Origin of the sequence: Mesorhizobium sp. B3-1-7 (assembly GCF_006439385.1) — a bacterium.
Lineage (GTDB): Bacteria > Pseudomonadota > Alphaproteobacteria > Rhizobiales > Rhizobiaceae > Mesorhizobium.
In genome coordinates, this window is the sequence record NZ_VFTL01000002.1 from 173,807 (window position 1) to 192,873 (window position 19,067).

At 65.7% G+C, this 19,067-nt stretch carries 19 protein-coding genes; 10 read left to right on the forward strand and 9 right to left on the reverse strand.

Translation table 11 applies throughout. The annotated features are described in order from the left end of the window. Window positions 1-186: 186 nt before the first annotated feature. The 3 genes from FJ417_RS02700 to FJ417_RS02710 all read left to right on the forward strand — a co-directional run bounded on the left by FJ417_RS02700 (window position 187) and on the right by FJ417_RS02710 (window position 2,296). Entirely contained in the window at window positions 187-372 is a 186-nt protein-coding gene (locus FJ417_RS02700; RefSeq protein ID WP_008877709.1) for a DUF1059 domain-containing protein, read from the forward strand. Window positions 373-656: 284 nt separating this feature from the next. Then, window positions 657-1,235: a hypothetical protein gene (locus FJ417_RS02705; protein WP_140782369.1), complete on the forward strand. Its 579-nt coding sequence runs from the start codon at window positions 657-659 to the stop codon at window positions 1,233-1,235. An 80-nt stretch (window positions 1,236-1,315) separates the two neighbouring features. Beyond that, window positions 1,316-2,296, forward strand: coding sequence for a S8 family serine peptidase (locus FJ417_RS02710; RefSeq protein WP_140782370.1), 981 nt, complete (start codon window positions 1,316-1,318; stop codon window positions 2,294-2,296). A gap of 22 nt (window positions 2,297-2,318) precedes the next feature. Here the strand turns inward: FJ417_RS02710 and FJ417_RS02715 are convergent, their stop codons facing one another. The 3 genes from FJ417_RS02715 to FJ417_RS02725 are packed head-to-tail and all read right to left on the reverse strand — an operon-like array spanning window position 2,319 to window position 4,875. Then, window positions 2,319-3,587 (reverse strand): CCA tRNA nucleotidyltransferase, encoded by a 1,269-nt coding sequence (locus FJ417_RS02715; protein ID WP_140782371.1) that lies wholly within the window; start codon window positions 3,585-3,587, stop codon window positions 2,319-2,321. Next, window positions 3,584-4,216: a CoA pyrophosphatase gene (locus FJ417_RS02720; RefSeq protein ID WP_140645743.1), complete on the reverse strand. Its 633-nt coding sequence runs from the start codon at window positions 4,214-4,216 to the stop codon at window positions 3,584-3,586. The genes FJ417_RS02715 and FJ417_RS02720 overlap by 4 nt, the downstream gene beginning before the upstream one ends. Continuing rightward, window positions 4,216-4,875, reverse strand: a complete 660-nt coding sequence (locus FJ417_RS02725; RefSeq protein WP_140645777.1) for a DUF1285 domain-containing protein — start codon at window positions 4,873-4,875, stop codon at window positions 4,216-4,218. The genes FJ417_RS02720 and FJ417_RS02725 overlap by 1 nt, the downstream gene beginning before the upstream one ends. 154 nt (window positions 4,876-5,029) lie before the next feature. Here FJ417_RS02725 and FJ417_RS02730 point away from each other — a divergent pair, with 154 nt between their 5' ends. The 4 genes from FJ417_RS02730 to FJ417_RS02745 are packed head-to-tail and all read left to right on the forward strand — an operon-like array spanning window position 5,030 to window position 11,861. Then, window positions 5,030-6,034 (forward strand): MoxR family ATPase, encoded by a 1,005-nt coding sequence (locus tag FJ417_RS02730; protein ID WP_140782372.1) that lies wholly within the window; start codon window positions 5,030-5,032, stop codon window positions 6,032-6,034. Further along, window positions 6,034-6,951, forward strand: a complete 918-nt coding sequence (locus tag FJ417_RS02735; protein WP_140782373.1) for a DUF58 domain-containing protein — start codon at window positions 6,034-6,036, stop codon at window positions 6,949-6,951. Before FJ417_RS02730 ends, FJ417_RS02735 begins: the two co-directional genes overlap by 1 nt. Continuing rightward, on the forward strand, window positions 6,948-9,770 hold the full coding sequence (locus FJ417_RS02740) for a DUF4159 domain-containing protein (RefSeq protein ID WP_140782374.1): 2,823 nt from the start codon (window positions 6,948-6,950) through the stop codon (window positions 9,768-9,770). Before FJ417_RS02735 ends, FJ417_RS02740 begins: the two co-directional genes overlap by 4 nt. A gap of 3 nt (window positions 9,771-9,773) precedes the next feature. Further along, window positions 9,774-11,861 (forward strand): hypothetical protein, encoded by a 2,088-nt coding sequence (locus tag FJ417_RS02745; protein ID WP_140782375.1) that lies wholly within the window; start codon window positions 9,774-9,776, stop codon window positions 11,859-11,861. Window positions 11,862-11,913: 52 nt separating this feature from the next. Here the strand turns inward: FJ417_RS02745 and clpS are convergent, their stop codons facing one another. From clpS to FJ417_RS02765, 4 genes are all read right to left on the reverse strand, one after another. Then, window positions 11,914-12,219 (reverse strand): ATP-dependent Clp protease adapter ClpS, encoded by a 306-nt coding sequence (clpS, locus tag FJ417_RS02750; RefSeq protein ID WP_140645738.1) that lies wholly within the window; start codon window positions 12,217-12,219, stop codon window positions 11,914-11,916. A 128-nt stretch (window positions 12,220-12,347) separates the two neighbouring features. Beyond that, window positions 12,348-12,692 carry a hypothetical protein gene (locus tag FJ417_RS02755; RefSeq protein WP_140645737.1) on the reverse strand — a complete coding sequence of 115 codons (345 nt, stop codon included), beginning with the start codon at window positions 12,690-12,692 and terminating at the stop codon, window positions 12,348-12,350. Between the two features lie 151 nt (window positions 12,693-12,843). Then, window positions 12,844-13,095 carry a hypothetical protein gene (locus tag FJ417_RS02760; RefSeq protein WP_140645736.1) on the reverse strand — a complete coding sequence of 84 codons (252 nt, stop codon included), beginning with the start codon at window positions 13,093-13,095 and terminating at the stop codon, window positions 12,844-12,846. 37 nt (window positions 13,096-13,132) lie between these two features. Next, window positions 13,133-13,435 carry a hypothetical protein gene (locus FJ417_RS02765; RefSeq protein WP_140645735.1) on the reverse strand — a complete coding sequence of 101 codons (303 nt, stop codon included), beginning with the start codon at window positions 13,433-13,435 and terminating at the stop codon, window positions 13,133-13,135. Window positions 13,436-13,672: 237 nt separating this feature from the next. Here FJ417_RS02765 and FJ417_RS02770 point away from each other — a divergent pair, with 237 nt between their 5' ends. The 3 genes from FJ417_RS02770 to FJ417_RS02780 all read left to right on the forward strand — a co-directional run bounded on the left by FJ417_RS02770 (window position 13,673) and on the right by FJ417_RS02780 (window position 16,264). Further along, window positions 13,673-14,389: a response regulator transcription factor gene (locus FJ417_RS02770; protein ID WP_140645734.1), complete on the forward strand. Its 717-nt coding sequence runs from the start codon at window positions 13,673-13,675 to the stop codon at window positions 14,387-14,389. Further along, window positions 14,386-15,795 (forward strand): ATP-binding protein, encoded by a 1,410-nt coding sequence (locus tag FJ417_RS02775; RefSeq protein ID WP_140645733.1) that lies wholly within the window; start codon window positions 14,386-14,388, stop codon window positions 15,793-15,795. The genes FJ417_RS02770 and FJ417_RS02775 overlap by 4 nt, the downstream gene beginning before the upstream one ends. Before the next feature lie 94 nt (window positions 15,796-15,889). Continuing rightward, a complete protein-coding gene (locus FJ417_RS02780; protein WP_140703959.1) occupies window positions 15,890-16,264 on the forward strand; it encodes a YciI family protein in 375 nt (124 codons plus the stop codon). A 20-nt stretch (window positions 16,265-16,284) separates the two neighbouring features. On the opposite strand, the gene FJ417_RS02785 is transcribed toward FJ417_RS02780, so the two are convergent. Both FJ417_RS02785 and FJ417_RS02790 read right to left on the reverse strand, forming a co-directional pair. Then, window positions 16,285-17,763 (reverse strand): aspartate aminotransferase family protein, encoded by a 1,479-nt coding sequence (locus FJ417_RS02785; protein WP_140782376.1) that lies wholly within the window; start codon window positions 17,761-17,763, stop codon window positions 16,285-16,287. A gap of 81 nt (window positions 17,764-17,844) precedes the next feature. Next, a complete protein-coding gene (locus FJ417_RS02790) occupies window positions 17,845-18,930 on the reverse strand; it encodes a pyridoxal-phosphate dependent enzyme (protein ID WP_140653316.1) in 1,086 nt (361 codons plus the stop codon). Window positions 18,931-19,067: the final 137 nt, after the last annotated feature.

The following is a 19,067-nucleotide window of genomic DNA, read 5'->3' on the forward strand; positions in this document are numbered from 1 at the left end:
TCCGCCTTTCCTTCCATTCCGGGATTGGGGACTTTCGATGCAACCGAACCGTCCGACACGTGTTATGGTAGTCCGGCAGAGCAACCGGAAGAGGCGCGCCGCCGTTTCCCTCCCGGACTGCCAAGAAAAAATCAGGGGCGGCCGGCCGGCCAAGGTCGAACCACCCGCGCTAGGAAAGGAAGAGTCATGAAGGAATTCCAATGCGGATCGCTGGTTCCCGGCTGTGACTGGCACACGCGCGCCGACGAGGAAGCGGAGGTCATGCGCCGCGCCGTCGAGCATATGCGCGAGACGCATGGCGAAACCGTTATTCGCGAGACCATGATCGAGGCGATCCGCTCGCGCATCCAGAAAGTTCGCGACGCCGCCTGATCGGGCCAGATCGCAGGCTTCCAAACGTCACCGGCCGACAGGCGCGATGGCGGGTCGTTGCTTCCGGCGCATCCCGCCCTTTTCGCCGGCGATCCTCCGATCGCCGGCGAAGTCATAGTTTATGCGTAATTCCAACGAATTCTTATATTCGTAACAGCTTAGATAACCTGGCGGTAACGATCTGCGTGCGATTCTCCCGCGCATGATCCGGCCAGAGGCGGCTGCCCGAGAAGCCCTTCGCCATCAAGGCGCTGTCCGGAATGGTGGGGCGAGGTGCTTCGCGCATGCGCGAGCGATCCGACATCCGAGGCGGTCTCTGCACGGCGGTGCTCCTGTCGTGCGCCTTCCTCTTGGCGTCCGCTGCGACAGCGCAGGAATGGACCACCTCGCTCGTCGATATCCATCAGGGTTCTCCGCTCAGCGACCGCGCCAGGGGCCTCGGCAACGGCGGCTATGAGCTGCAGAGCGGAAGCTGGATCTCCTTCAGCCGTTGGTATCACGCGAGCTGGGTCGACATGCATGTCGATCTTCTTACCCAGATCACGCCCGATACCGGCTTTCTTTGGGGATTTGGCACTGGGGAACAAGGCGAGAAATACAGCATCGAGCCCAGTCTCAAGCTTGGTTTTCTCACTCAGGTCCATCCCAATCCGAACAGCACCCTGTCCCTGTCGGTCACCTCGGTCATCGGCGGCAACCTGACCGAAAAGCCCTGCGAGGCCGACTACGGCGAGTTCGGAACCTACAGCGTCAACTGCCGGCTGGCGGCGGGCGAGACGGCGCCCGAGGAAACGCTGAAATATCTGGTCAGCGCGAAGCCGGAGAGCATGCATCTCTGGCTGAACTACCGTCTCACTTTCTGATCGGAGGGGCCGCGGATGAAATCATCTTGTCCCGAAATTCACGATCGTCCGTCCTGGTTCTGTCTGACTGGAGAATGAACATGTCGGTTAAGTCCTTGAAGTTCGGCCTCGCCGCTGCCCTTGCCATCCTTTCGGCACCGATGGCATCGGCGCAGGAAGCTCTCAGCCCGGACGAAATGGCTGCACTCTGCCATGGCGGCGGGTCGATCTGCGTGAGCGCAACGATCCCGGCCGCGCGGACGACGCAAGCCGTGCAGAGCTGGATGAGCCCCGACGTCGGCGCCGCGTGGGCAGCCGGCTACAAGGGCAAGGGCGTCACCATCACCATGGTCGACGACTTCAGCAGTTCGTCGCGCTTTTCCGGCAATTTCGGCATCGGCGTGCAGACCCAGCGGCACGGTGAATGGACGCGCGAGGAGGCCGGCATGATCGCTCCCGCGGCGACCATCCGCTCCAAGGATTTCTCGACGGGCACGGCCGTCCCGCTGGCCGCCGGCCGCAACGTGCTCAACCTCAGCTACGGCATGTACACCACCGCGGGTTACGGCGTGAACCAGATCGGCTGGGCCCCGGAGGAGGCGTCGATCATCTCCTATGCAACCAAAGGCTCTGCCATCGTCTCGAAGGCGGCCGGCAACGACGCGGTCGCTGTCGGTGGAGTCACGGGCGGGCAGCAGGACTACCTCGACCTTGCCCTGATCGGCAAATCGACGGCGATCTTCGTCGGCGCGCTTTCGACCAACGGCACGACGGCCAACAAGGCTCAGCTAGCCTGGTATTCCGACTATGCCGGCTCCAACACGGCTGTGCAGAGCCACTTCCTGGTGGTCGGCGTCGAGGGCAACAAGACCGGTCTTTACGGAACTTCGTTCGCCGCGCCGATCATCTCGGGCTACGCCGCGATCATCGGCAGCAAGTTCACCAAGGCAACGCCGGTTCAGATCACCAACGACCTGCTCAACACGGCCCGCACCGACACGCTGGTCAATTACGACCCGTCCATCTACGGCAAAGGCGAGGCAAGCCTCGCGCGCGCCCTGGCTCCCGTGGCGATACGTTGACGGGCGCCGGCGCTCCGGCCGTCTAAAGCTCCAGCGCCTGCGCGGCGCGTTCCATCAGCGCGCCGCGTTCCAGGGTGAAGCCTGACTCCATCCATTCCTTCTCGAGGTTCTTCAGCGTGGCGCCGAGCTTGGGCCCCGGCGACGCGCCAAGCTCGGTCAGGTCGGCGCCTTTGATCGGGAACACCGGCTTTTCCCACTTGAGCGTGAAATTGAGCAGGCGTGAAAAGCCGCCGGCTTCCATCATCGCCTGATTGTCCTCGACGGCACGCGTCCGCGCGGCGGCAAGCGCCAGACGAATACGGTCGAGATAGCTGTCGCGATCGCCGTAATAGAGTTTCTTGGCCAGTTCGGTCTCGGTCGCCTTGGCATCCGGCGCAACGGTCAGCGCCCAATGCCGCAGGCGATCGGCATCCTCGTTCGAAAGTCGCAGCCTCTCGCCAAGCGTCTTCATACGCACGGCATCGGGCGGGACGATCGCCTCCAGCCTCAGCACCGGATCGGCGATCCAGCCGAGATCCTCTCCAGCCTTGATCAGGCCATGGATGGCGTCGATGCCCCATTTCTCGCTTTCCGGCAGCACGGCGGTGAGCACGCCAGCCTGGCGCATCCACAAGAGCGCGCGCGAGGGATCCGGAGCCGACAAGAGCTTCTTCAGTTCGGACCAGACGCGTTCGGCTGAAAGCCGCGCAAGCCCATCCTTCAGCCTGGCGCAGGCCTTCAGCCCTTCCGCGTCCGGCCGTCCTTCGCCATACCAGGCAAAGAAGCGGAAAAAGCGCAGGATGCGCAGATAATCCTCGCGGATGCGCGCCTCCGCGTCGCCGATGAAACGCAGCCGCCGCGCTTCGATGTCGGCGATGCCGCCGACCAGGTCGATGACCGTGCCGTCCGCTTCGGCATAGAGGGCGTTGATGGTAAAGTCGCGCCGCTCGGCGTCGGCTTTCCAGTCACGTCCGAAAATCACTTTTGCCCGTCGCCCGTCGGTCTCAATATCGGCGCGCAGCGTCGTCACCTCATAGGGCTTGCCGCCCGCGACCACTGTGACCGTGCCATGATCGATGCCTGTCGGCACCGTCTTGAAGCCGACGGCCTTGGCGCGTCTGATCGTTTCCTCGGGCACCGTGGTCGTGGCGATGTCGACATCGGCGACCCGTTGGCCGATCAGCGTGTTGCGCACCGCGCCGCCGGCGATACGCGCTTCCTCGCCGCCCTCCTTCAGCGCGGCAAGCAGCTTCTGCAGATGCTTTTCGGCCAGCCAATCGGCCCTGCCCGAGAGAGACACCTCAGCGCTCACGCATAGAGCCTTTCATAGAGCGTGCGGACGATGCCGGCGGTGACGCCCCAGATGCGCTGGCCGCCATAGGGCATATCGTAGAAGAACCATTCGAGGTCGTTCCAGAAACGGCTGTCGCGCGCGTGGTTGGCGGGGTCCATCAGGAAACTCAGGGGCACCTCGAAGGCCGCATCGACCTCGTCGGCATTGAGCGTCAGCGAAAAACCCGGCCGCACGATGGCAAGCACCGGCACGATGCGGTAGCCGCTGCCGGAGACGTAGTCGGGCATGCGGCCGATGATCTCGATGAAATCCGGCTCGAGGCCGATCTCCTCGAAGGTCTCGCGCAGCGCCGTGGCCTCGGGGCCGGGATCGGTCGGATCGATCGTGCCGCCTGGGAAAGCCACCTGGCCGGAATGGCTGCGCAGCTTCTCGGCGCGCTTGGTGAGCAGCACCATGGCGCCCTTGGCACGGTCGATCACCGGAATCAGCACCGCCGCGTCGCGCAGCGGCTTGACATGTTTGAGCCTGGGATGGCCGGGATTGAAGCGATGGTCGCCGAAATCGTCGCCAGGGACGATCGCCGCCTGCGCCGCGACGCGGGCACGAAAGTCAGCGATCGAAAACGGCGCCGGCGTCACCTGGTCCATCACGCGCTCAGCCGCTTCAGTTTCTCGGCCGGCATGATCGGATAGACCTCGCCGCCCGAGCGGACGGCGAACATCGCCCTGCCGTCGATGTCGATCTCCTCGCCATGCTCGACCAGTTCATACATCACCGGCCGCGCCACCAGCGCCTCCAGCCGTCCGCGCACCAACACATAGGGCTTCAGTCCGCCGGTTTCGTCTTCGTCGACGAAGCGCAGCGGATGGCCGGGGCCGGCGGCGACGACGTCGCCGACATTGGTGCGGAAGGTGATAACCTGGTCGTTCCCACTTCCGGACACGTTCATTTCGACGGCGATGAAGGGGGCGTCGACGACGCGGATCCCGACCCGCTCGACCGGCGTCACAAGGTAGGTCTTTCCGTCGGCATCCTTGCGCAGCACGCTGGAAAAGAGCTGCACCAGCGGCATGCGGCCGATCGGCGTGCCGAGATAGAACCAGGTCCCGTCGGCCTTGATCTCCATGTCGAGGTCGCCGCAGAATTCCGGATTCCAGCGCTCGACCGGCGCCGGCCCCTTGCCGGCCCGGGCCGCGCGCGAGATCAGCGCCTCCAGGCCGCGTGCCTCGGTGGCGCCGGTCAGGCTCTGCTCGCCCGGACTCCGTTCGCCCGGTGTTTGTTCACGATGTTCGCTGCGTTCGGCCATGGTCACGAAATAGTCACTGTTGTCCCGATTGTCAGCCTTGTCCGTCCAAGTCTGTGATTTAAGTTCGAATACAGGCGCCAGGCGAGGCCGAATCGCGGCATTCTGCAGCATTGAGAGTGCAGGCCGGTATTTCCAACCACAAGGATCGAACGGCATGAGCGTGATGATCAAGGAAAGCCCGATCAGCGAAAAAGCGATGATCGAGGAAGCCGAAAAGGCGTTGGCCGACATCTCCAGGGTCCGCGACGCGGTCGGCCGGGTGATCTTCGGCCAGGAGGCGGTCGTCGAGCGCACGCTGGTGGCGCTGCTGGCGGGCGGCCATGCTCTGCTGGTCGGCGTGCCCGGCCTCGCCAAGACCAAGCTGGTCGAAACGCTGGGCATCGTGCTCGGCCTCGATTCGCGCCGCGTCCAGTTCACGCCCGACCTGATGCCGTCGGACATCCTCGGTTCCGAGGTGATGGAGCAGGACGAGTTCGGCAAGCGCTCCTTCCGCTTCATTTCCGGACCGATCTTCACGCAATTGCTGATGGCCGACGAGATCAACCGCGCCTCGCCGCGCACGCAATCGGCGCTGCTGCAGGCGATGCAGGAATATCATGTCACCATCGCCGGCGCCCGCCACGACCTGCCCGCGCCCTTCCACGTGCTTGCGACGCAGAACCCGCTGGAACAGGAAGGCACCTACCCGCTGCCGGAAGCCCAGCTCGACCGCTTCCTGATGCAGGTCGACATCCTCTATCCGGAGATCGAGGCGGAGCGCCGTATCCTGCTCGAAACCACCGGCGTCGACGAAGCCAAGGCCGACAATGTGCTGCAGCCGGCCAGACTGAGGGAAATCCAGACACTGATCCGCCGCATGCCGGTGCCGGAAAGCGTCGTCGAGGCGATCCTCAAGCTGGTGCGCTCGGCCCGGCCCGGCCAGGGCAATGCCGAGACGGACAAGCACGTCGCCTGGGGGCCAGGGCCCCGCGCCAGCCAGGCGCTCACCCTGTGCGCCCGCGCGCGCGCCCTATATGATGGCAGGTTGGCACCTTCGGTCGACGACGTCCGCGCCTTGGCCGAACCGGCGCTGCAGCATCGCATGGCGCTGACTTTCGCCGCCCGCGCCGAAGGCACTTCCGTGCGTGACGTGGTGGCGAAGCTGGCAAAAGGCATCTGATGGGTCGAATAGGCGAGGTCCAGGCACCGGTTGCGACGCGCGATGCGCTCGCCCGTGGCCGGTTGCGGGCTTCATTGGTGCCCGACCTGCTGGTCGAGGCGCGCCGTATCGTCAACACGGTGATCGCCGGCTGGCACGGCCGCCGCAAGCGCGGCATCGGCGAGAATTTCTGGCAGTTCCGGCCCTATGTCGAAGGCGATTCCTCGCGCATCGACTGGCGCCGCTCCGCCAGGGACGACCACACCTATGTGCGCGACCGCGAATGGGAGGCCGCGCACACCGTCTGGCTCTGGGCCGACCCATCGCCTTCGATGCTCTACAAATCGGCCGGCGTCAGCGTTTCCAAGGAATCGCGCGCGCTGGTGCTGGCGCTCGCCTTGGCCGAGCTTTTGTCGCGCAGCGGCGAGCGCATCGCCTGGCCGGGCCTGACGGACCCGTTCACAGCCCGCAACGGCGCCGAGCGCATCGCCGCCCAGCTGAGCCACGCCGCCGCGCTTCCCGCCAAGCCCGATCTGTCGGCCATCCGCCGTTTCTGCGACATCGTGCTTGTCAGCGATTTCCTCGATCCGGTCGAGGAAACCATGGCCTGGCTCGACGTGCTGGCGCGCCACGGCGTGCGCGCGCATCTGATCGAGGTGGCCGATCCGGCCGAGGAAACCTTCCCCTATGCCGGCCGCACCGAGTTCACCGATCCCGAGACCGGCGACAAGCTGACCGCCGGACGAGCTGAGATGCTGGCCGAGGAATACCGCCTGCTTTACCGGGCCCGCCGCGAGGAATTGGCCGCCTGGTGCAAGCGTCTCGGCTGGAGCTATACCGTCAACCACACCGACCGCCTCGCCTCCGAGGCGCTGGTGCGCATCCACATGGCGCTGACCGCCGACGGTAGCAATAATGTCGGAAAGGCGGTCGCATGAGCTGGCTGCCGCTTTCCTTCGGGGCGCCCCTGGTGCTGTGGGGACTTCTGGCGCTGCCGGTGATCTGGTGGTTGCTGCGGCTCACCCCGCCCAAGCCGCAAACGGAAGTGTTCCCGCCGTTGAAAATCCTCGCCCGGGTCCTGAGGCGCGAGGAAACCCCGCAGCAAAGCCCGTGGTGGTTGACGCTGCTTCGGTTGCTGATGGCGGCGCTTGTCGTGATGGCGTTGGCCGAGCCGGTCTTCAATCCGCGCGAAAAACTGCCGGCGGAAGGCGCGGCCCTGGCGCTTGTCATCGACAATGGCTGGGCAAGCGCCGCCGACTGGAACAAGCGCGTGGCCACCGCCGAGCGGCTGATCGCCGACGCCGGCTCGAACGGCGTGCCGGTCGTGATCGCCTTCACTGCCGAGAAGCCCAATGCCGAGATCGGCCCCTTCGATGCCTCGGCCGCGCTCGACCATCTGCGCGCGGCAAAGCCGCGGCCAATCCCCACCGACAGGCCCGCCGTCTACGCCCGTGTCGCCGCCGCGTTGGAGCGCCTGCCCGGCGCCAGCGTTGCCGTGCTCGCGGATGGCCTTGCCGCCAAAGGCGACGAGGCCGCTTTCAAGACGCTGCTCGAAAAGAACGCGACACGGCTGGTTTGGGCCATTTCCGACCGGCCTTCGCTGACCGGCCTGATTGGCGCCGACAACCAGGTCGACGGCTTCGCGCTGACCGCCATCCGCGCGCCGGGCGATCCGGCCCCGGCGCAGGTCACCGCAGGCGCCTTCGACGACAAGGGCCGCCGCATCGCCGATGCGACGCTGACCTTCGCGCCTGGCGAGGCCGCGACCACGGCCACGATGGCGGTCCCGTTCGAACTGCGCAACGATTTCGCCTCGATCGCGCTCGACGGCGAGCGCCAGGCCGGCGCCGTGCGCGTGCTCGACGAGAGTTCGAAACGCCGGCGCGTCGGCCTTCTGTCGCAGGCCGAGGCCGACCAGGCGCAGCCGCTTCTGTCGCCGCTCTACTATATCCGCCGCGCCCTGCAGCCCTTTGCCGATCTGGTCGAGCCGTCGAGCGCCGATCTCGCCGACGCCATTCCGCAGCTTCTCGACCAGAAGCCGGCGATGATCATCATGGCCGATGTCGGCACCATCCCGGAACAGGTCAAGCAGCGGCTGGTCGACTGGGTCGACAAGGGCGGCACGCTGATGCGCTTTGCCGGCCCGCGCCTCGCCGCGGCCGGCAATGACGACGACCTCCTGCCGGTCAGGCTGCGCAGCGGCGAGCGCGCGCTGGGCGGCGCGCTGTCTTGGACGACGCCGCAGGCGGTGACCGAATTCCCAAAGAACGGCCCCTTTGCCGATCTTTCACCGCCTTCCGAGGTGACAGTCAGCCGGCAGGTTCTGGCCGAGCCGACGCCCGACATCGTCGAGCGCACCTGGGCCACGCTTGCCGACGGCACGCCACTGGTGACGGGCATGAAGAAGAACAAAGGCACCCTGGTGCTCTTCCATGTCACGCCCGAGGCGACCTGGTCGAACCTGCCGATCTCCGGCAGCTTCGTCGAGATGCTGCGGCGCGTCGTGCAATTGTCGCGCAACCAGGGCGCCGCGATCGCCAATGCCGAAGCCGCCGCGGCGTCGCTCGCGCCCTACCGTATGATCGGCGCCGACGGCACGCTGACGCCGCCCTCGCCCGATGCGCGGCCGCTGGTGCCCGGCGCCGGTCCGCTGCCGGTGACGCTGGAAAACCCGCCAGGCCTTTACGGCTCGGAGACCGGTGTGTTCGCGCATAATTTGCTCAACGCTTCGAGCACATTCGCGCCGCTGGCGCGCCCGCAGGTTTCGCTGCCGGTGACAACCGTCCCCTATGCCTTCGACGAATCGGAAAACCTCAAAGGGCCGCTCGTCGCCATCGCGCTCCTGTTGATGGTGCTCGACACCTTGGCGGTGTTCTGGATGGGCGGGCTGCTGGCGCGCCGGCCGCGCCGCGCTAAAGCTGTAGCAACCGCCGCGGCCGTTCTGGTCGTGCTCGGTGGGCTCTTCGGCCACGCCGACGTTGCCCGCGCCGACGATTCGAAACCTGGCGACGCCCAGGCGATCGACGACATTTCGAAAACCCGCATCGCCTATGTGATCACCGGCGAGCCCGGCGTCGATTCGATCAGCCGCGCCGGCCTCGAAGGCCTCACGCGCTTCCTCATCGAGAAGACCGCGCTTGAGCCCGGTCCGCCGGCGGGCGTCGACATCGCCAAGGACGAGCTGTCCTTCTTTCCGCTGATCTATTGGCCGATCGACGCGTCGGCGCCTATGCCCAGCCAGGCGGCGATCGCCCGCATCGACGCCTATATGCAGCAGGGCGGTACGGTTCTGTTCGATACGCGCGACCAGTTCTCGAACGGCATCGGCGCCGGCTCGGCAAGCCCGGCGACCGAGCGGCTACGCGACATCCTCGGCAATCTCAACGTGCCGCCGCTGGAGCCGGTGCCGTCGGACCACGTGCTGACCAAATCCTTCTTCATCCTTCCGGAGTTCCCCGGCCGCTTCAATGGCAGCCCGCTCTGGGTCGAGGCCTCGCTCGAGGCCAGCAACACCGAGAACCGCCCGGTGCGCACCGGCGACGGCGTCTCGCCGATCATGATCACCGCCAATGACTTCGCCGGCGCCTGGGCCATCGACGAGAACGGCGATCCGATGCTGCCGACCGTACCGCCGGATCCGATGCAGCGCGTCTATGCGCTGCGTGCCGGCGTCAACATCATGATGTACATGCTGACCGGCAATTACAAATCCGATCAGGTGCATGTGCCCGTGCTGCTCGAACGGCTGGGGCAGTAGGTCATGAACTGGTCGATCTCCTTCGAACCGCTGGTTTCCTGGCCGCTGTTTGGCCTTCTCTTCGTGCCGTTGCTGCTGCTGGCGCTGGTCGGCCTGTGGTTCCGCCAACGCGGCTCGGCGCTGCGCTTCATCGCGTTGCTCGCGCTTGCCGCGGCATTGCTCAACCCGGTGTTCCTCGCCGAGGAACGCGAGGCACTGAAGAGCGTCGTCGCTCTCGTCGTCGATCGCAGCCAGAGCCAGGACATCGGCGACCGCGCCAAGCAGACCGACGAGGCGCTGGCCGGGTTGCAGCAGCGTCTTGCCCGCTTCAAGCAGTTCGATGTCCGTGTCGTCGAGGCCGGCAAGTCCGAAGCCGCCGACGAGCGCACCGAAACCAGGCTGTTCAGCGCGCTGGAGGGCACTTTCCGCGACGTGCCGCCGTCGCGCATCGGCGGCGCGATCATGATCACCGATGGCGAGGTGCATGATGCGCCGGCCGGCGCACCGGAGTTCAACGCGCCGCTGCATGCGCTGATCACCGGCAACGAGCACGAGAAGGACCGCCGCATCCGCTTCGAGAACGCGCCGCGCTTCGGCCTCGTGGGCAAGCCGCTCGACATGACCTACCGCGTCATTTCGACGGAAGGCGATGGCGCTCCGGTAGACGTGCGCGTCTCGGTCAATGGCGAGCAGGTCTCGGTCGAGCACGCGACCGTCGGCCAGCCGATGAAGCTCTCGGTCACCATACCCAATGCCGGCCGCAACATCGTCCAGCTCGGCATCGATCGGGAGCCCGGCGAACTGACCGACGCCAACAACCGGGCGATCGCTTTGGTCGACGGCATCCGCGAGAACCTGCGCGTGCTCTTGGTTTCCGGCGAGCCGCATGCCGGCGAGCGCACCTGGCGCAACCTTTTGAAGTCGGACGCATCGGTCGATCTCGTCCACTTCACCATTCTGCGCCCGCCGGAAAAGCAGGACGGCACGCCGATCAACGAGCTGTCGCTGATCGCCTTCCCGACGCGCGAGCTGTTCGTCGAGAAGATCAAGGATTTCGACCTGATCATCTTCGACCGCTACCAGCACCGCGACGTGCTGCCGATCCTCTATTACGATTACATCTCCGAATATGTCGAAAAGGGCGGCGCGCTGCTGATTGCCGCCGGCCCCGAATACGCCGGCGAAAACTCCATTGCCCGCACGCCGCTGAACGCCGCGCTGCCGGCCATGCCGACCGGCGAGGTGGTGGACAAGGCCTTCTATCCGCGCCTGACCGATCTCGGCCAGCGCCATCCGGTGACGCGCGGGCTCGACGGCTCGGCGAGCGAGCCGCCGCATTGGAGCCGCTGGTTCCGCACCATCGGCGTCAAGAATCCGGAAGGCGAAGTGGTGATGAAAGGCGCTGACGATCGGCCCCTGCTCCTGCTCGACCGCAAGGGCGAAGGCCGTGTCGGCATGCTGCTCTCCGACCAGGGCTGGCTGTGGGCGCGCGGCTTCGAGGGCGGTGGCCCGCATGTCCAGCTTTATCGCCGCATCGCCCACTGGCTGATGAAGGAGCCGGAACTGGAAGAGGAGCGGCTGACCGCCGACGGCCGCGGCATGATGCTTGAAATCCGCCGCCAGACGATGAGCGACGACCCGGGTCCCGCCCAGGTCATCACGCCGTCCGGCAAGGCGGTGACGGTCAAGCTCGGGAAAGCCGAGCCCGGTATCTTCACCGGCAGCCTGCAGACCGGCGAGATCGGCCTCTACCAGATCGGCAATGGCGACCTTACCGCGCTTGCCCATGTCGGCCCGATCAACGCGCCGGAATTTTCCGACGTGATCTCGACCGAGGACAGGCTGAAGGCGCCTGCCGAGGCGACCGGCGGCAGCGTGCGGCGGCTGGCTCCGTCGTCGACGCTCGGCAATCTCGCCGGCGGCGTGACGCTGCCGTCGATCATCCCTGTCCGCTCTTCCGCGGCCGCTTCGGGCGACGACTGGATCGGCCTGCGCACCACCGACGACAGCACGCTCAAGGCCGTATCGCGCGTGCCTCTGTTCGGCGGCTTCCTCGGCCTCGGCCTGCTGCTGCTCGCCATCGGCTCGATGTGGTATCGCGAAGGGCGGTGACACCACTTTCTTCCTTCTCCCCTTCTTGTGGGAGAAGGGAAACTCCTCCGCCCTACTCTTCGGGCTCGGTGGTGAACAGCAGCGGATAGCCCTTGGCCTTGCCGGCGTCGGTCGCCCGCGTCGCCTTGGTCTCGGCGATATCCTTGGTGAACACCGCGACGACGCAGACACCGCGCGTATGCGCGGTGATCATGACGCGGTGCGCCTGGTCTTCGCTGAGTTTGAACTCGCCCTTGAGCACCGTCACCACGAACTCGCGCGGCGTGAAATCGTCATTGACGAGGATGACCTTGTAGAGTTTCGGCCGCTCGGTCTTCGGCTGCGGCTTGACGCGGGGCTTGATGACGGTTTCTGGCATCGGATCCGGCGGCGAGGAACTGAGTTCTCGCTCTCATTTTGTCACGCTGAAAAACACCCGTCCAACCCTCCGCGTGGATAGCGACGGATTGGACGTTCGATATTATGTGGGGAAGCGCCGCCGATGGGTCAACGGTCCTGGCGTCCGACCGGACGGCGCAACGGGGTGCCCGATCTGCCTGAACCGACGTCGCCATCCATGCCCGAGCCGCGCTCCATGAAGGCAAAGAATATCCAGCCGGCCAGGCCGATCAGCGTTATGCCGGTCAGCACGAGCAGCATCCAGGACTGTGCCGGGGTGATGTAGTCGAAGCTCGAGGAGATCAGTGGAGCGAAAAGCTCGGGTTCGGTCCTGCCGCTGGCGGGATCCGGCACGGGGCTTGCGGTAAAGATGATCAACGATCGTGCCGCCCCGGTGGCGATCAGGCCGCCGAGCGTCAGCGAGCGCATCAGGGACGAAAACCGCTTCCTCATGCGGATTGTCCTACAGCACCGGCATTGCGATCGGGTTAAGGATCGGGAGCGGCGCGGCGAAATCTGCCGATGCCAGGCTTCGGTCGCCGGAAGACCGCTCCAGCCGGAACCGGCCGGAGCGGTTTTGAAGGATCAGGACTGAAAGCCTGGATTAGGACTTCTTCGCCGGAGCCTTCTTGGCCTTCTTGACCGGGCACTTGTGCGTCTTGGTCACCTTGCAGGCCTTCTTGGCAGCGACTTTCTTCATCGGCTTCGCAGCGGTGCTGTCGGCCGGAGCAGCCGTGGTGGTCGCGGTCGAGGCAGCCGGGGCGGCGGTCGTCGTGGCGGCGGCGTTACCGAGAGCCGGCATCGCGAAAGCGAGAGCAACACCGAGGCCGAGGGCGGAGAGGATGGACTTCTTCATGGCTTCATTTCCTTTTTCTTGCAGGTCTGGATGAGCGTCACTGAGCAGGATCGATCGGTGTCACTCCAAGCAGCTTCAAAGCGTTTGCGAGCATCCGGATTCCCTGCGCCTGTTTCTTGTTGGCGCAGAACCGGTTTCCCTTTCTTTGCAGTGCTTTCGCCGCGGTGACCTGCGTTGCCGCGGCATGGGTTTCGAGGGCTTCGTCAACCTGACGGCTCAGATTGGTGCAACGCTCGGTCCGGGTGAGCGGCGCGACCTTAGCGGTGGAGGCGCCGGCCGCTGCTGTGATGAGCGATATGCTGAGCAAAGCACCCGTCACGCTGATCCAGAACCTCTGCATTGGTCTTGTCCGTTACTCCGGAAACTTGCGTCGCAGCCGATGACCTGACCGCCACGGCACCGGTTATGCTCTTGAAATTTTTCACCAGTTTTTCCCGACTGTAGAATTTTGTTTCTGGATTGTTTCTGGGGAATCCGGCCGGCGCTACGATCGAGGCCACTGGCCAAGATGTGGCCCGAATTCTATCGTGTGAGAGACCGGCGAAGGATGCACGGCCAACAGAATCATAGGTTTCGAGTGAAATCGGACGCACACATACTGATCGTCGACGACGACAAGGGCATACGCGACCTGCTGCAGGAGTTCTTCCAGAAGCGCGGGCTGCACACGACGGTGGCTGCCGACGGCATCGAAATGGAAGCGGTCCTGCGCCGCACGCCGGTAGACCTGATCGTTCTCGACGTGATGCTGCCCGGCAAAAGCGGGCTTGAGCTTTGCCGCGAGATCCGCGCCAACTACACCACGCCGATCATCATGCTGACCGCGGTCACCGAAACGACCGACCGCGTTGTGGGCCTTGAAATGGGCGCCGACGACTACGTGCCAAAGCCCTTCGACCCGCGCGAGCTTTTGGCCCGCATCCGCGCCGTGCTGAGACGCAACGGCAGCGCCGAGCCGCGTCGCCCCACGGCCAAGCAGATTTACCGCTTTGCCGGCTGGACCATGGATTGCGCGAGGCGCCGACTGACGGCGCCGGACGACGTCCGGGTGGAACTGACGATGGCGGAGTTCAACCTGCTGCAGACCTTCGTCAAGAGCGCGCAGCGCGTGCTTACCCGCGAGCAGCTGATCGAGCTCTCCGGCGGCGACACCGGCTACAGCTTCGACCGCAGCGTCGACATTCTGGTGAGCCGCCTGCGCCGCAAGATGGAAGACGATCCGAAGACGCCGAAACTGATCCTGACCGTGCGCAGCGGCGGCTATCAGTTCCTGCCCGAGACGACGTCCGAATGAGACGCTTCCTGCCGCAGACCCTGCCAGTCTGGGTGCTGCTCATCGTCATTGCCGGCCTCATGCTCAGCCAGGTGACGACGCTCTACATCGTGGCGCGCGACCGAGCCGCCGCCAACGGCGTCGTCGATCTCTACCGGCTGAACGACCGCGCCTATTCGCTGGTGCAGCTGATGCATGACGCCACGCCCGAAGAGCGCAAGGCAACCGCGTCCGGCCTGTTCAACTCGACCTATGCGCTGACGGTTTCGGACACGCCCGCCGTCACCTCTTCGATCGCCGGCGACGATCAACTTGCCGAGTTGGAGGACATCCTGGTCGGCCGCCTGTCGAAGTTCGGCATCACCGATGCGCGCGTGCGGCGCGATCCGGCCACCCAGGAGGCGGATGTTCCCGATGGCCAGGCGGTGAACAAGGATGTCGGCCAGGTCGAGCGCGACCTCCTGGTCCTGGCCGCGGATTTCGCGCAGAGCGACAAACTGACCGCCTCGCTGCGCTTTTCCGACGGCCAGTGGCTGAATTTCACTGAGCCGATCACGCCGGCGGGACCGATTCTCAGCCTCGACAGCCTGCCGCTCTATTCGCTGATCGCCGGTTTGATCGTGGTCATGTCGATATGGTCGCTGCGCCGGCTGACCGCGCCCTACCGGATGATGGAAACGGCGGTGACCCGCATCGGCAACGACCTGAAAAGCCCGCCGATCGCCGAAAGCGGCAGCCGCGAGATCCGCGCCGCCGCAAAGGCGATCAACGCCATGCAGATGCGGCTGCGCGATTATGTCGAAGACCGCGAGCACCTCGCGGCGGCGCTGGCGCATGATCTGCGCACGCCGCTGACCCGGATGCGCCTGCGCCTCGAACTGTTGCGTAGATCCCCCACGCGCGAGGCGCTGGCGCATGACCTTGCCGACATCGAAAGCATCGCGAGCTCGGTCATCGACTTCGCCAAATTCGAGGTGACCGAGGAAAAGGCCGAGCGGATCGATTTCTGGTCGCTGGTGGAATCGGTCGCGGACTCCTTCGACGGCGCATCCTTCGACGAAGACGTGGTCCCGTCGCGCGGCCTGATCTGCATCGCGCGGCCGGTGGCGCTGCGGCGCTGCATCACCAATCTCATCCAGAACGCGGTGACCTACGGCAAGAAGGCGCATCTCGGCGTGCGGCGATCGGGCGACACGATCACGCTCTCGATCCGCGACGAAGGCCCGGGCATCCCGCAGGAGAAGCTGGACGCGGTGTTCGGCTCCTTCGTGCGGCTGGAGGAATCGCGCAACCGCACCACCGGCGGTCTCGGCCTCGGCCTCACCATCGCCCGCAACATCGCCCGCGGCGCCGGCGGCGAGGTCGATCTTTCCAACTACCCCGGCGGCGGCCTGCTGACGGAGCTGCGGCTGCCGGTGGCAGCTTGAGTCAGGAGCGGCGTCGGTCCGCCGTCCGCGCCTCGATCAGTCGAACCATCCTTGTGATAGTGTGGTCGGCCTGATCACGAGGGAAGACACGCCCATGTTCTACGCCGTCCTCGCCTATCACGTGGAAGACACTGTGCAGTCCTGGACGCCCGACGAGGACGCGGCGCTGATGAAGGACCTGCTGGAGGTCAACGACAGGCTGACTCGCGACGGCAAGCTTGGGCCTGCGGCAAGGCTTGGCCCGACGGCGGGGGCGGTAACTTTGCGCGGCCCGGCCGACGCCATGGTGATCGATGGCCCGTTCGCCGAGACCAAGGAGCAGTTGCTGGGCCTCTATGTGCTTAACTGCGCGAGCCTTGACGAGGCGATCGCCGCCGCGCGCGATCTCAAGCGCGTCAACCCAAGCGCCGTCTACGAGATCCGACCGATCGCGCTTTATCTGCCCGGCGCGCCGCTGACGGTAAGCTGAGACGGGTTCCCGAGCGTGCCTCAGGCCGGTGTCGCGGCCTCGATTTCCCGTCCCAGCCGGAGCATCTCGCCGACCACCAGGTCGAGATCGTCGCGGCGCGTGCGGTGATTGGCAATCGCCACCCTCAGGCAGTGCCGGCCGTGCACGGTCGTGTCGGACAGGGCCGCGATGCCCTCCTCCTGAAGTCTCAGCATGATCTCGGTGTTGAAAGCCTTTAGCCGCTCTTCGGACGCGCCCGCCAGCCGGTGGCGGAAGCTGACGATGTTGATGGTGGTCGGCGCCATCAGCTCCAGCGCCGGCTCCGCCTCGATCAACCCGGTGAGGTGGCGGGCCTGGGCGATGTTCTGGTCGATCAGCCGGCCGAATTTTTCGACGCCATGCTCCTTCAGCGCCATCCAGATTTTGAGCGCCCGGAAGCCGCGCGATGTCTGCAAGCCGTAATCGTGCAGCCACTCTCCGGACGCGAGGCCGCGCGGCGTCGATTCCAGATATTCCGGCGTGACGGCAAATGTGTTGCGGTGCGCGGATGCGTCCCGCACCAGCGCGCAGCCGGCTTCGAACGGCGCGTGCAGCCATTTGTGCGGATCGAGCGCGATGGAATCCGCCCGCTCGATGCCTGCGACGAGCGATCGGCTCTCGGGCGCGATCGCGATCAGCGCGCCGATGCACCCGTCGACATGGAACCAGAGGTCCTCTTCGGCCGCCACGCTCGCCAGCGCCTGAAGGTCGTCGACGGCGCCGGTGTTGACGGTGCCGGCGGTGCCGATCACGCAGGCCGGCTTGAATCCCGCCGCGCGGTCCTCCGCGATTGCCGCCTTGAGCGCGGCGATATCGATGCGCAACCCGGCGTCGGTCGGGATCCGCCGCAACGCCCGGTTGCCGAGGCCCAGCAGCTCCATGGCCTTACGGTGGCAGGAATGCACCTGGTCCGAAGCGTAGTAGCGCAGCGGCCTGGGGATGGCGCCGACGCCACGTTCGCGCACGTCGACGCCTGCCTTGACGTTGCGCGCCACGGTCAGGCCGATGATGTTGGCCATCGAGCCGCCGCTGACCAGTGTGCCGCTGGCCGAGGTCGGGAAGCCGACCATCTCCTTCATCCAGTTGACGACCTGGCTGTCCATCAGTCCGGCGGCATGGTTGCCGCCGCCGAGATTGGAACCCTGGATCGCCGCCAGGAAGTCGCCGAGCGCGCCGGTGAAGTTGCTGGACCCCATGTACCAGGACCAGAAACGCGGATGGACGTTACCCATCGGGTAAGGCATCAAATTGCGGGCGACGTCGTCATAGACGTCGGCCGCCGGCGCCGGCGAGCGCGGCAAGGGTGCGCCGAAGAATGCCCGCACCTCGGCCGGCATCCCGCGCCAGACCGGCCGGTCGCGGACATCCTTGAGATAGGCGATGGCATCGTCGAGGATCCGGTGCGACAGCGCTCCCACCTCGGCCCAATCCGGTGGATCGAGCGTTTCTTCCGCGTTCGTCGCTTCCTGAAATGTATCCATCTCGCCTCTCCCGCCGGCGCGGGTCGACCCGCGCGTAAAAGAATGACGCCGCCATGCGGGGCGGCGTCGCGGTCGGCGTTGTCAGGCTTCGAATTGACAGCTCGGCGTCGAGCGCGACAGCGCTGTTTCCTCGGCGTCCATGTCGGCCTCGATGCCGTCGAAAAGCGGCGTCGACATGTAACGCTCGCCTGTGTCGGGCAGCATGCACAGGATCACCGACCCGGCCGGCGCGGTGCCCGCGATCTGCCGCGCCACCGCAAACGTGGCGCCTCCGGAGATGCCGGTGAAAATGCCTTCCTGCTGCGCCAGCGCCTTCGCCCATTTGATGCCTTCGGGACCGGAGATCGGCACCACCTCGTCATAGTAGCGCTGGTCGATCGCCTCCTGCAGCACATTGGGAATGAAGTCCGGCGTCCAGCCCTGGATCGGATGCGGTTCGAAGGCCGGATGGCTGGCGGCCGGCGCGCCGCCGGCACCGCGCTCTTGGCGCTTGCCGCTGCCGATCAGCTGCGCATTCGCCGGTTCGGTCAGCACGATCTTGACCTCCGGCCGCTCTCGGCGCAGCACGCGGCCGACGCCGGCAACCGTGCCACCGGTGCCGTAGCCGGTGACCAGATAGTCGAGGCGCGACCCGGCGAAATCATTGATGATCTCGCGCGCCGTCGTCGCCTCGTGGATGGCGGCATTGGCCTCGGTCTCGAACTGGCGCGCCAGGAACCAGCCATTGGCTTCGGCGAGCTCGACCGCCTTCTTGTACATGCCGAAACCCTTCTGGGCACGCGGCGTCAGCACCACCTTGGCGCCAAGCATGCGCATCAGCTTGCGGCGCTCGATGGAGAAGCTGTCGGCCATCGTCACCACCAGCGGATAGCCCTTCTGCGCGCAGACCATGGCAAGGCCGATGCCGGTGTTGCCGCTCGTCGCTTCGATCACGGTCTGGCCGGGCTTGAGCTTGCCGCTGCGCTCGCCTTCCTCGATGATGTTGAGCGCCAGCCGGTCCTTCACCGAGGCCGCCGGGTTGAAGAACTCGGCCTTCACATAGATCGTCGCGTGACCCGGACCGAGATTGTTGATGCGGATGACCGGCGTGTCGCCGACCGTATCGAGAATGCTGTCGAACAAACGGCCGCGCCCGGACGTGGTTCTGATTTTCAATTGATGCAACATGGCTTTCTCCTCGATGTCCTCACGTGCCGGTTACAAACCGGCAGCTTTGGCGGCGCGGTTTCGACACCTGGCCGCGATAGGTTGCTTGATCTGCCGCAAAAGCGGCAACGGCGGCGTTCCGGCACGGAATGGGGCTG

Coding starts and splice junctions, on each gene's coding strand:
- FJ417_RS02700 (WP_008877709.1), top strand. CDS start 187: ATGAAGGAATTCCAATGCGGATCGCTGGTTCCCGGCTGTGACTGGCAC.
- FJ417_RS02705 (WP_140782369.1), top strand. CDS start 657: ATGCGCGAGCGATCCGACATCCGAGGCGGTCTCTGCACGGCGGTGCTC.
- FJ417_RS02710 (WP_140782370.1), top strand. CDS start 1,316: ATGTCGGTTAAGTCCTTGAAGTTCGGCCTCGCCGCTGCCCTTGCCATC.
- FJ417_RS02720 (WP_140645743.1), bottom strand. CDS start 4,216: ATGGACCAGGTGACGCCGGCGCCGTTTTCGATCGCTGACTTTCGTGCC.
- FJ417_RS02725 (WP_140645777.1), bottom strand. CDS start 4,875: ATGGCCGAACGCAGCGAACATCGTGAACAAACACCGGGCGAACGGAGT.
- FJ417_RS02730 (WP_140782372.1), top strand. CDS start 5,030: ATGAGCGTGATGATCAAGGAAAGCCCGATCAGCGAAAAAGCGATGATC.
- FJ417_RS02735 (WP_140782373.1), top strand. CDS start 6,034: ATGGGTCGAATAGGCGAGGTCCAGGCACCGGTTGCGACGCGCGATGCG.
- FJ417_RS02740 (WP_140782374.1), top strand. CDS start 6,948: ATGAGCTGGCTGCCGCTTTCCTTCGGGGCGCCCCTGGTGCTGTGGGGA.
- FJ417_RS02745 (WP_140782375.1), top strand. CDS start 9,774: ATGAACTGGTCGATCTCCTTCGAACCGCTGGTTTCCTGGCCGCTGTTT.
- clpS (WP_140645738.1), bottom strand. CDS start 12,219: ATGCCAGAAACCGTCATCAAGCCCCGCGTCAAGCCGCAGCCGAAGACC.
- FJ417_RS02755 (WP_140645737.1), bottom strand. CDS start 12,692: ATGAGGAAGCGGTTTTCGTCCCTGATGCGCTCGCTGACGCTCGGCGGC.
- FJ417_RS02760 (WP_140645736.1), bottom strand. CDS start 13,095: ATGAAGAAGTCCATCCTCTCCGCCCTCGGCCTCGGTGTTGCTCTCGCT.
- FJ417_RS02765 (WP_140645735.1), bottom strand. CDS start 13,435: ATGCAGAGGTTCTGGATCAGCGTGACGGGTGCTTTGCTCAGCATATCG.
- FJ417_RS02775 (WP_140645733.1), top strand. CDS start 14,386: ATGAGACGCTTCCTGCCGCAGACCCTGCCAGTCTGGGTGCTGCTCATC.
- FJ417_RS02780 (WP_140703959.1), top strand. CDS start 15,890: ATGTTCTACGCCGTCCTCGCCTATCACGTGGAAGACACTGTGCAGTCC.
- FJ417_RS02785 (WP_140782376.1), bottom strand. CDS start 17,763: ATGGATACATTTCAGGAAGCGACGAACGCGGAAGAAACGCTCGATCCA.
- FJ417_RS02790 (WP_140653316.1), bottom strand. CDS start 18,930: ATGTTGCATCAATTGAAAATCAGAACCACGTCCGGGCGCGGCCGTTTG.